10 tRNA genes and 1 rRNA gene are annotated in these 1,234 nt (G+C 48.8%); all 11 read left to right on the top strand.

The features are described from left to right. The first annotated feature begins 27 nt into the window (after positions 1–27). The 11 genes from rrf to H0185_RS16245 all read left to right on the top strand — a co-directional run bounded on the left by rrf (position 28) and on the right by H0185_RS16245 (position 1,187). A 5S ribosomal RNA gene (gene rrf, locus H0185_RS16295) occupies positions 28–143 on the top strand. 28 nt (positions 144–171) lie between these two features. Further along, positions 172–246: transfer RNA gene (locus H0185_RS16290), tRNA-Glu, on the top strand. A gap of 33 nt (positions 247–279) precedes the next feature. Then, positions 280–355: transfer RNA gene (locus H0185_RS16285), tRNA-Val, on the top strand. A gap of 37 nt (positions 356–392) precedes the next feature. Next, positions 393–468, top strand: a tRNA-Thr gene (locus H0185_RS16280). Between the two features lie 30 nt (positions 469–498). After that, positions 499–571 (top strand) — tRNA-Lys (locus tag H0185_RS16275). Between the two features lie 40 nt (positions 572–611). Beyond that, positions 612–696, top strand: a tRNA-Leu gene (locus H0185_RS16270). Between the two features lie 30 nt (positions 697–726). Further along, positions 727–801: transfer RNA gene (locus H0185_RS16265), tRNA-Gly, on the top strand. A 6-nt stretch (positions 802–807) separates the two neighbouring features. Beyond that, positions 808–896: transfer RNA gene (locus H0185_RS16260), tRNA-Leu, on the top strand. Between the two features lie 47 nt (positions 897–943). Continuing rightward, positions 944–1,020, top strand: a tRNA-Arg gene (locus H0185_RS16255). 6 nt (positions 1,021–1,026) lie between these two features. Continuing rightward, positions 1,027–1,103: transfer RNA gene (locus H0185_RS16250), tRNA-Pro, on the top strand. A gap of 8 nt (positions 1,104–1,111) precedes the next feature. Continuing rightward, positions 1,112–1,187: transfer RNA gene (locus H0185_RS16245), tRNA-Ala, on the top strand. The last annotated feature ends 47 nt before the right edge of the window (positions 1,188–1,234 follow it).

Here is a 1,234-nt window from a genome sequence, read left to right as displayed (position 1 = left end):
AAGGAACAAAGTTCCTTAAGTAAATAGTCTGGTGGCGATAGCGAGAAGGTCACACCCGTTCCCATGCCGAACACGGAAGTTAAGCTTCTCAGCGCCGATGGTAGTTGGGGGTTTCCCCCTGTGAAGGTAGGACGTTGCCAGGCTAGCCTGAAAAGGCTCTTTATTAAATTAGGCCCCTTGGTCAAGCGGTTAAGACACCGCCCTTTCACGGCGGTAACACGGGTTCGAATCCCGTAGGGGTCACCAAGTTTTTCTAAACATTGAAATAACCTTATTTTTGGAGGATTAGCTCAGCTGGGAGAGCATCTGCCTTACAAGCAGAGGGTCGGCGGTTCGATCCCGTCATCCTCCACCATAAATTTCCCGCGTTAGCGAGAAAGTCATCAAGACTTGCCGGCCTAGCTCAATTGGTAGAGCAACTGACTTGTAATCAGTAGGTTGGGGGTTCAAGTCCTCTGGCCGGCACCATTTTAAATTAGTTAAATTAATAAACACTTAGAGCCATTAGCTCAGTTGGTAGAGCATCTGACTTTTAATCAGAGGGTCGAAGGTTCGAGTCCTTCATGGCTCATAAAAGTTATTTTTTAGTATAGTAAATAACTTTCTATAATGCGGGTGTGGCGGAATTGGCAGACGCACTAGACTTAGGATCTAGCGCCGTAAGGCGTGGGGGTTCGACTCCCTTCACCCGCACCAAATGTTTTTAGCTTTTAATGATAATGATATGCGGAAGTAGTTCAGTGGTAGAATACAACCTTGCCAAGGTTGGGGTCGCGGGTTCGAATCCCGTCTTCCGCTCCAATAATTGCCGGGGTGGCGGAACTGGCAGACGCACAGGACTTAAAATCCTGCGGTAGGTGACTACCGTACCGGTTCGATTCCGGTCCTCGGCACCATCTCTTTCTTAAGATAAATCGATAAACACATATTTCAATAAAATTATGCGCCCGTAGCTCAATTGGATAGAGCGTTTGACTACGGATCAAAAGGTTAGGGGTTCGACTCCTCTCGGGCGCGCCATTATAACGGGAAGTAGCTCAGCTTGGTAGAGCACTTGGTTTGGGACCAAGGGGTCGTAGGTTCGAATCCTGTCTTCCCGACCACTTATAATGGGGCCTTAGCTCAGCTGGGAGAGCGCCTGCTTTGCACGCAGGAGGTCAGCGGTTCGATCCCGCTAGGCTCCACCAATAATAAAATGAGAATATGGCGGTGTAGCTCAGCTGGCTAGAGCATT

The sequence above is a fragment of the Mesobacillus maritimus genome, from assembly GCF_019749255.1.
GTDB classification, from domain to species: domain Bacteria; phylum Bacillota; class Bacilli; order Bacillales; family Cytobacillaceae; genus Mesobacillus_B; species Mesobacillus_B maritimus_A.
The sequence above is the reverse complement of the archived record's forward strand: the minus strand, read 5'-3'. Positions and strand labels throughout refer to the sequence as shown.